The following is a 7,758-nucleotide window of genomic DNA, read 5'->3' on the forward strand; positions in this document are numbered from 1 at the left end:
TCTCGCGCAATGACGATGCCCAGAGCTCCAGCACCGTCTCAATCGAAGCGCCCCTCATCCACGTCCCCTGAACCATGATCACCCATGGATTCAGAGATCGAGGAAAGACGCAACTGTAATGCTAGGCTGGCTGGTGCTGGCCCTGGCGCTCGTCTCGCCTCTGCATGAGATGGGCCAGACGCTCTTCACCGCGCATATGATCGAGCATGAGCTGCTGATGGTGGTCGCGGCGCCGCTGCTGGTGGTGGCGCGGCCCATCGGTGCCTGGCTCTGGGCGCTGCCGCAGGGGGCGCGCCGGGCGCTCGGGGGGATGACGCGGCGGCCCGGCTTCGCCGCGCCCTGGCGGGTGCTGACGGATCCGCTGATGGCCTCGGCGCTGCATGCGGTCGCCCTCTGGTTCTGGCATGTGCCGCGCTTCTTCGAGGCGACGCTGGAGAGCGGACTGATGCACCGGCTGCAGCATGTGAGCTTCCTCGGCAACGCTGCTCTTCTGGTGGGTGATGCTGCAGGGCCGGGCACGGGTGGGCGCGATGGGCGCGGCCGCGCTGCATCTCTTCGCGACCTCCATCCATGCAAGCCTTCTCGGCGCGCTTTTCGTCTTTTCCTCGCGCCTCTGGTTTCCGGCGCAGACGCAGGGTGCCTCGGCCTTCGGGCTTTCTCCGTTGGAAGACCAGCAACTGGGCGGATTGGTGATGTGGGTTGTCGCTTGCGCCATCTATGTGGTGGCGGGGCTTTGGCTGCTGGGGCGCTGGATCAGCCTGAGCGGCGCGCGTGGCAAGGAGAAGGGCCATGCCCTCGAAGCGCGCTAAGGGCATCGCATCGGCTGTCGCGGTCCTGGCCCTGCTCGCGGTGGGGGGCGGCGGCTATCTCCTTATCTCCTTGCAGCAGGAGGCGGAGGCGATGGCGGTGGCGCTGACCGGGGGCGATCCGTCCCGCGGGAAGGACCTGGCCTTGCAATTCGGCTGCGGCAGCTGCCACGCCATCCCGGGCGTGCGGGGCGCCGACCGGCGGGTGGGGCCCTCGCTCGATGGCATCGCCGGGCAGGTCTATCTGGCGGGGGTGCTCACCAATAGCGCGGAGAACATGATCCGCTGGATCGAGGATCCGCAGGGCGTGGATCCGCTGACGGCCATGCCGCGCACCGGGGCGACCGGGCAGGATGCGCGGGATATTGCGGCGTTCCTTTACACGCTGCGCTGAAAGGCCGGGAAAGGAATTCCCCGGGGCCCCATCTTTTTTCTTCGGGTTTGGCTATGCTTCGGCCAGCGCGGCTTGCTTGCGGTCCTGTGCGGCGCGGCGCCGGCGCGGCAGGCGCCGCAGGAGTTCCGCCGCGGTGGCGAGCAGGCCGGAAACGTCCTGGCTCGGCCGGGGTAGCACGATCCGCTCCCCGCGCAATTCCAGCGGAGGCTCGGCCGCAGGGGGCTTGCCGCGGAAGGTCGCGGCGGCGGCGCTCGGCCCGACCTCAAGCTTCGCGATGCCCAGGCGCCGGCACCGGACGCGCAGGTGTGCCAGGGTGAGGAGGTTGGCGGCGGGCTCCGGCGGCGGGCCGAACCGGTCCGCCATTTCCACCGCGAAGTCGCCGAGCGCCACCGCATCGCCCCGCCGGAGAATGGCGGCCAGCCTCGCATGCAGTTCGACCCGCAGGGCCTCCTCCTCGACATAATTCTTCGGCAGGCCGGCTGGGACGCCGATGGCCAGCACCGGTGTCCAGTCCTCCTGCACCGCCTCCCCGCGCGCGGCATGCAGCGCCCGGTCGAGGAGATGCTGGTACAGTTCCAGTCCGATCAGCTTCACATGCCCCGCCTGGCTCTCCCCGAGGAGGTCGCCCGCGCCGCGCAGGTCCATGTCGCGGGCGCTGATGGCGAAGCCGGCGCCCACGCGGTCGAAGGCCTCCAGCGCCTTCAGCCGCTTCAGCGTCAGCGGGGAGGGGGGCTCGGCGGGGTCGGTCAGCAAGATGATCGTGCCTCGCACCCGGCCGCGCCCGACCCTGCCGCGCAACTGGTGCAGCTGCCCCAGGCCGAAGCGGTCGGCGTGCCAGACGAGCATGGTATTGGCGCGGGGCACGTCCAGCCCGGTTTCCACGATATTGGTGGAGAGCAGCACGTCGCCCTCGCCCTCGGCGAAGCGGACCAGGGCGGTGTCCACCTCATCCGCCGGCAGCGCGCCATGGGCCTCGATGATCTCGAGCTTCGGCAGCAGGGCGCGGATGCGCTCCCGCATCGCCGGAAGGTCCTCGATGCGGGAGCAGACCACGAAGCTCTGCCCGCCGCGCCGGTGCTCGCGCGCCAGGGCTTGGCGCAGCACGGCGTCGTCCAGCGGCACATGCACCGTGCGGATGGGCTGGCGGCGGCCGGGGGGTGTCGCGATGACGCTCAGCTCCTCCAGCCCCACCAGCGCCGATTGCAGGCTGCGCGGGATGGGGGTGGCCGTCATGGCCATCACATGCGCCTCCTCGCCGAGGCGCCGGACCATCGCCTTCTGCCGCGTGCCGAAGCGCTGCTCCTCATCGATCACCACCAGGCCTAGATCCTGGAAGCGCACGCCTTTCCCGGCGAGGGCCTGGGTGCCGATCACGATCCGCACGGCGCCATCCGCAAGCCCGGCCTTCACCGCCTTCGCCTCCGCGGCGGAGGAGAGGCGGGAGAGCTGCTCGATCCGGATCGGCTTGCCATCCAGCTTCATCCCCGCGAAGCGGCGCCGGAAGGTGGTCAGGTGCTGGCGGACCAGCACGGTGGTGGGCGCCAGGATCGCGACCTGCTTGCCGGCGAGCGCCGCCACGGCCGCGGCCCGCAACGCTACCTCCGTCTTGCCGAAGCCGACATCGCCGCAGACCAGCCGGTTCATCGGGTGGCCGGAGGCGAGGTCCCCCAGCACGGCATCGATGGCCTCCGCCTGGTCTTCGGTCAGTACAAAGGGGAAGCGGGCGACGAAGCGGTCATAGGCGCCGCCGCGCGCCTTCAGCACCGGGGCGGTCCGCTGCTCCGCCTCCCGCGCGTGGTGCACTAATGCTTTCGCCGTCTCGGCGACCTGCGCCTCGACCTGCGCCTGGCGCTTCGGCCAGGAATCGCTGCCAAGCCGGTCAAGCGTCACGCCTTCCGCCTCGGCCCCGTAACGCCAGAGGCGGTCCATCTCGTCCAGCGGCACCAGCTGCGTCGTGCCGCCGGCATATTCGAGCTTCAGGCAATCGAGCGCGACGCCCGCGACCGTCACCGCCTCCACCCCGCGCAGGGCGCCGAGGCCGTGGTCGAGATGGATCACCGCATCGCCGGGCTGGAGGCCCGTCTCGGCCATGCCCAGGATCTGTCGCCGCTCGGGTCCCGGGGGGCGGACCAGGGGCGGGCGGATGTCGTTCGGGGCGACGACCACGGCATCCGCGGATGCGAAGCCGGCCTCCAGCAGTCCGTCCAGCACGCCGAGCGTGCCAGGGGGGGCAGCGCCCAAGGCGGCCCAGCCGGAAAGGTGCTGCGGCTCCAACTCCAGCCTTTGGCGGATCAGCCGGATAAGGGCGCGGGTGCGCTGCCTTTCGCGACCCGCGAGCGCGACGCGGCGCCCGGCAGCGAGCTGCTCCTCCAGGAAGTCCAGGAAGGCTTCCTCCGGCTCGCGCGCCTGGACGAAGCGGGGGAGGTGGCCTTCGGGCTCCTCAGGGGGTTCTTCCAGCATCGTCACGCGGCGTGCGGCCAAGGCTTCCGCCCAGGCTTTTCCGATCAGATGGAGCCGGGCGGGCTCGGAGGCCTTGCGCATCCCCTCCTCCGGGGGCGCCAGGGCGAAGCGGGAACGAAAGGCGTCCTCGACCTCGGCGGCGCGCTGGGACTGCAGCGCCTCCACCTCCGGGTCGAGCGCCACAGGCACTTCGGGAAGAAGGTCGAACAGCGTCACCAGGGCCGGGCAGAGATCGGCCAGGGCGTGCTCGATCCCCTGGCTGTGGGTTTTTTCCGACTCCTCTGGCCAGACCACCTCCGAGGCTGGGCCGAGAGTGACGGCCTCCACCTCCTCCAGGCTGCGCTGGGTAATGGGATCATACTGGCGGATCGAGGTGATCCGCCCATCCTCATGCTCGGCCCGGCAGGGGAGGGAGCCCTCCCCCGGCGGATAGACATCCAGCACTGTTCCGTGCAGCGCGGCCTCGCCCGGCTCGTCCACCCGTTCGTCGAGGACATAGCCGAGCCGCTCCAATTCGCGTTCGAGCCGCTCCGGTTCCAACGCCTGGCCAGTCCGCAGTTCCAGCGCGGTATGGGTTTCCGGGGCCGGGAGGCGCTGGGTGGCGGCATCGACGCTGGCCAGCACCAGCCATGGCTGCCCATTGCGGGTGGAGAGGCCGTGCAGCACCGCCATGCGCTGCCCCATCACCTGCCGGGAGGGCGAGGTGCGGTCATAGGGCAGGCAATCCCAGGCCGGCAGATGCGCAACGGGCAGATGCGGCGCGAGGGCCCGTGCCGCCCGGGCCAGGCGGGCCGCCCGCGCCTCGCTGCGCGTCACATGGATGGCCCCTCCGGCCTCCGCCGCCAGCTCCACCAGCCGGGCAGCCAGAAGGCCTTCCGGTTCCGCCACCAAACCTGCCATCGCATCCCCCGAGCACCTTCCTCCGAGAACGCGGGAGGGGCGGGGGAGACGGCACGCGCGCCGCTCATGGCCGGCCTGCCAAAGGACTATCAGCGGTGGCGCAACCCGGTGGGGGCGCACCGGGTTTTTGCGGTGACGCGGCCGATGGGGGTTCGCGCCGGGAAGGGGCCACCGGCGAAGGGGGCCGTGCCGACGACAGCATGACATTAGACCAGAGTTTGGCGTTCGGGCTGATGGGCGTGACGATCGCCCTCTTCCTGTGGGGGCGCTTCGCCTATGACGCGGTGGCGCTGACTGCGCTTCTGGCCGGGGTCCTGATCGGGGTCGTGCCGCTGGACAAGGCTTTCGAGGGCTTTTCCGACGATGTGGTGGTGATCGTCGCCGCGGCGCTGGTGATCAGCGCCGCCGTGGCCCGCTCGGGTGCTGTGGAGACCATCATGCGGCCGGTGACGCCGCATCTGCGCAGCGTTGCGGTGCAGGTGCCGGTGCTGGCCGCGGCCACCATGGTGCTGGCCATGGTCACCAAGAATGTCGGTGCGCTGGCTATCCTGATGCCCGTGGCGATGCAGCTCGCCCGCCGCACCGGCACCCCACCGGCAGCGCTGCTGATGCCGATGGCCTTCGCCGCCATGACCGGTGGTGTCGTCACCCTCGTCGGCACGTCGCCCAACATCATCATGTCGCGTGTGCGGGAGGAGCTGACCGGCGCGCCCTTCCGCATGTTCGACTACGCCCCCGTGGGGCTCGGGATCTGCATCGTCGCGCTGCTGTTCCTGGCGGTCGGCTGGCGGCTGCTGCCCGGCGGGCGGCGTGGCGCGGCCACGATGGATGCCGCCTTCAACATCGGCCATTACACGGTGGAGGCGCGGCTGCCTGAGGCGGGCGAGGCGGTCGGGTTGACGGTGGCCGAGCTGGAGGCGCTGGCCGAGAACGAAGTGCAGGTTTCCGCCATCCTGCCGGCCGCCCTGGCTGCGGCGGAGGCCAAGGTGCCGGTTCAGGAAGTTGTCCAGGGTGCCGTTCAGGATGCGGCGCGCCAGCCTCCGGCCAATCCGCCGGCCTCCGAGCCGCCCTCGCCCGACCGTCGCCTCTGCGCCCTTGAGGGGGTGATGCTGCGGGGCGAGGCGGCGGATCTCGAGCGGCTGGTCGCCCGTGCCGGGCTGATCCTGGCAGGCGACGTGCCGGTACCCGACAATCCCGACACGGATGCGGACGACATGCAGGTCATGGAGGGGGTGGTGACCAGCGAAAGTCCGCTGGTCGGCCGCTCCCCCGCGGCGCTGACGCTCCGGAGCCGCCACGGTGTGTCGCTTCTCGCGGTCAGCCGGCGGGGCGAGAGCCAGATCAAGGATCGTCTCTCCCAGCTCCGGCTGCGGGCGGGGGATGTGGTGCTGCTGCGAGGGCTGCAGGCCACCATGCCCGACAATCTCGGCGAGCTGCGGGTTCTGCCGCTGGCCGAGCGCGGCATGGCGCTGGGACGGGGGAAGCGGTCCTGGATCCCGCTCGGCGTGCTGGTTGCCGCGATGGCACTGGTGGCGGCGGGGGCGCTGCCGGTGGCGGTGGCGTTCTTCGGCGCCGTGGTGGCGCTCTTCGCCCTGCGGGTGATGACCACCCGCGAGGCTTATGAGGCGGTGGATTGGCCGGTGATCGTGCTGTTGGCGGCGCTGATCCCGGTCAGCGGGGCCATCCAGCACACCGGCGGTACCGAGTTGATCGCTGTCTGGCTGACTGGGGCGGTGGAGGGGCTGCCCGCGCTGGCGGCCCTGGCGGTGACCATGGTGCTGGCCATGGCGGTGACGCCATTCCTGAACAATGCCGCAACCGTGCTGGTGATGGGCCCGATCGCCGCCACCCTCGCCAATAAGCTGGGGCTGAACCCGGATCCCTTCCTGATGGCGGTGGCGTTGGGTGCGGCCAGCGACTTCCTCACCCCCATCGGGCACCAGTGCAACACGCTGGTCATGGGGCCGGGCGGGTATCGCTTCGGGGATTATGCACGGCTCGGCCTGCCCCTCTCGGTGCTGGTGGTGGTGGCCGGCGTGCCGCTGATCGCCTGGTTCTGGCCGCTGGCGCCGCATTGATGGGAGTGCTGTCCCGAGGGACGCAACCGGGCCCTCGGCCGGGCGCTTTGCCATGGACCTCCATCAAGGCGCGGAGATCTCCATGACCACGGGCGGCGAGAGCGAGGCCAGACGCGATCCCGGCGATGCGGTGCCCCCGGGCGTGGCCCCGGAGGATCCGGCGCCGCTGACCGACGAAGACCGGAAGGTGAAGCGGAAGCTGGAGCAATTGGGGAAGGGGGATGGCGATGCCAGCTCCCGGCCGGGTGAGCCGAAGGGGCGCGCGGAAACCATCGGGCCGGAGAAGCGGGGCGCCTAAGAGGCTCCTGGGAAGATAGTTCGTCCCGCACCATCTCCTTGAGGCCCTCGCGGGAGGCCGGCCGCTGCGGCAGTCGTCTTGTCATGCAGGTTCCACAAAAGTGGAGCATTGTGATTTTGGCTCTTGATCTGGGCGCCGGAATGGGCCATTTCCCCCTTCGCCGGCGGGGCGCCAAACGCTCCGCCGGCTGGTTTCAGGGTGTTGAAATTGTTGCCGAAAGGCGTCGTCTCAGCGCTCCTCGATGGGAGTTTCCGCTCCTGCCGAGAGGCCGAAAAAAGGTCTTGATCCAGATGCCCGGCGGGGCTAGAACCCGCCTCCCGCCAGCGAGGTGGTCGTTCTTTCCGGGTTTCTTGCGGTGCCTTCGGGTGCTTCGAGGGGCTTCCGGCTCCGAGCGAAGCTTCGCGGCGAGCTTCTGATCTTTGCGCTTTCGGGCGTAGTTTTGCCCTGCAGGAATGCGGGACGTTCCTTGTCGACCGGTGTCACGCTTAGCGTGGTGTTCGGAAGATAAGGTTGCTCTATGAAAATCGTATCTGTCTTTTGGAAGTGAATGACGCTTCCGGTCTTGCTAGCCATTGTTGCCCTCGTGGTGGCGAAGGTTTGGCTGGGATCTGGAAGTGCATTATGCGTCGAGAATGGTGAGCGGAGTTCAGGTCAAGAGCCATCCGTGGATTGGGGTTTTGGCCCGATGAAGCGCTGATGAACTTGAGAGTTTGATCCTGGCTCAGAGTGAACGCTGGCGGCATGCTTAACACATGCAAGTCGCACGGGCAGCAATGTCAGTGGCGGACGGGTGAGTAACGCGTAGGAACATGTCCAGAGGTG

At 69.6% G+C, this 7,758-nt stretch carries 4 protein-coding genes, 1 rRNA gene and 1 pseudogene; 5 read left to right on the forward strand and 1 reads right to left on the reverse strand.

Annotation, left to right across the window (positions count from 1 at the left end; all coding sequences use genetic code 11):
• Positions 1-169 precede the first annotated feature (169 nt).
• Together GSE44_RS26050 and GSE44_RS24590 are read left to right on the forward strand one after the other, a co-directional pair.
• Positions 170-809 (forward strand): annotated as a pseudogene (locus tag GSE44_RS26050) (cytochrome c oxidase assembly protein).
• Positions 790-1,200 (forward strand): c-type cytochrome, encoded by a 411-nt coding sequence (locus GSE44_RS24590; protein ID WP_159351465.1) that lies wholly within the window; start codon positions 790-792, stop codon positions 1,198-1,200. The pseudogene GSE44_RS26050 and the gene GSE44_RS24590 overlap by 20 nt, the downstream one beginning before the upstream one ends.
• A gap of 51 nt (positions 1,201-1,251) precedes the next feature.
• Here the strand turns inward: GSE44_RS24590 and GSE44_RS24595 are convergent, their stop codons facing one another.
• On the reverse strand, positions 1,252-4,548 hold the full coding sequence (locus tag GSE44_RS24595) for a DEAD/DEAH box helicase (RefSeq protein ID WP_159351466.1): 3,297 nt from the start codon (positions 4,546-4,548) through the stop codon (positions 1,252-1,254).
• A gap of 245 nt (positions 4,549-4,793) precedes the next feature.
• Between GSE44_RS24595 and GSE44_RS24600 the strand changes: the two genes are divergently transcribed.
• The 3 genes from GSE44_RS24600 to GSE44_RS24610 form a co-directional block, all read left to right on the forward strand.
• Positions 4,794-6,638, forward strand: coding sequence for an SLC13 family permease (locus GSE44_RS24600; protein ID WP_235925124.1), 1,845 nt, complete (start codon positions 4,794-4,796; stop codon positions 6,636-6,638).
• Between the two features lie 52 nt (positions 6,639-6,690).
• Positions 6,691-6,936 (forward strand): hypothetical protein, encoded by a 246-nt coding sequence (locus tag GSE44_RS24605; protein WP_159351468.1) that lies wholly within the window; start codon positions 6,691-6,693, stop codon positions 6,934-6,936.
• 698 nt (positions 6,937-7,634) lie between these two features.
• Positions 7,635-7,758: ribosomal RNA gene (locus GSE44_RS24610) — 16S ribosomal RNA — on the forward strand; the annotation flags it as partial.

This window comes from Muricoccus harenae (genome assembly GCF_009848505.1).
GTDB classification, from domain to species: Bacteria; Pseudomonadota; Alphaproteobacteria; order Acetobacterales; family Acetobacteraceae; genus Roseomonas; species Roseomonas harenae.

What these genes read in the sequence shown, in the direction of transcription:
- GSE44_RS24605 (WP_159351468.1), top strand. Translation starts at nt 6,691, where the DNA reads ATGGACCTCCATCAAGGCGCGGAGATCTCCATGACCACGGGCGGCGAG.
- GSE44_RS24590 (WP_159351465.1), top strand. Translation starts at nt 790, where the DNA reads ATGCCCTCGAAGCGCGCTAAGGGCATCGCATCGGCTGTCGCGGTCCTG.
- GSE44_RS24600 (WP_235925124.1), top strand. Translation starts at nt 4,794, where the DNA reads ATGGGCGTGACGATCGCCCTCTTCCTGTGGGGGCGCTTCGCCTATGAC.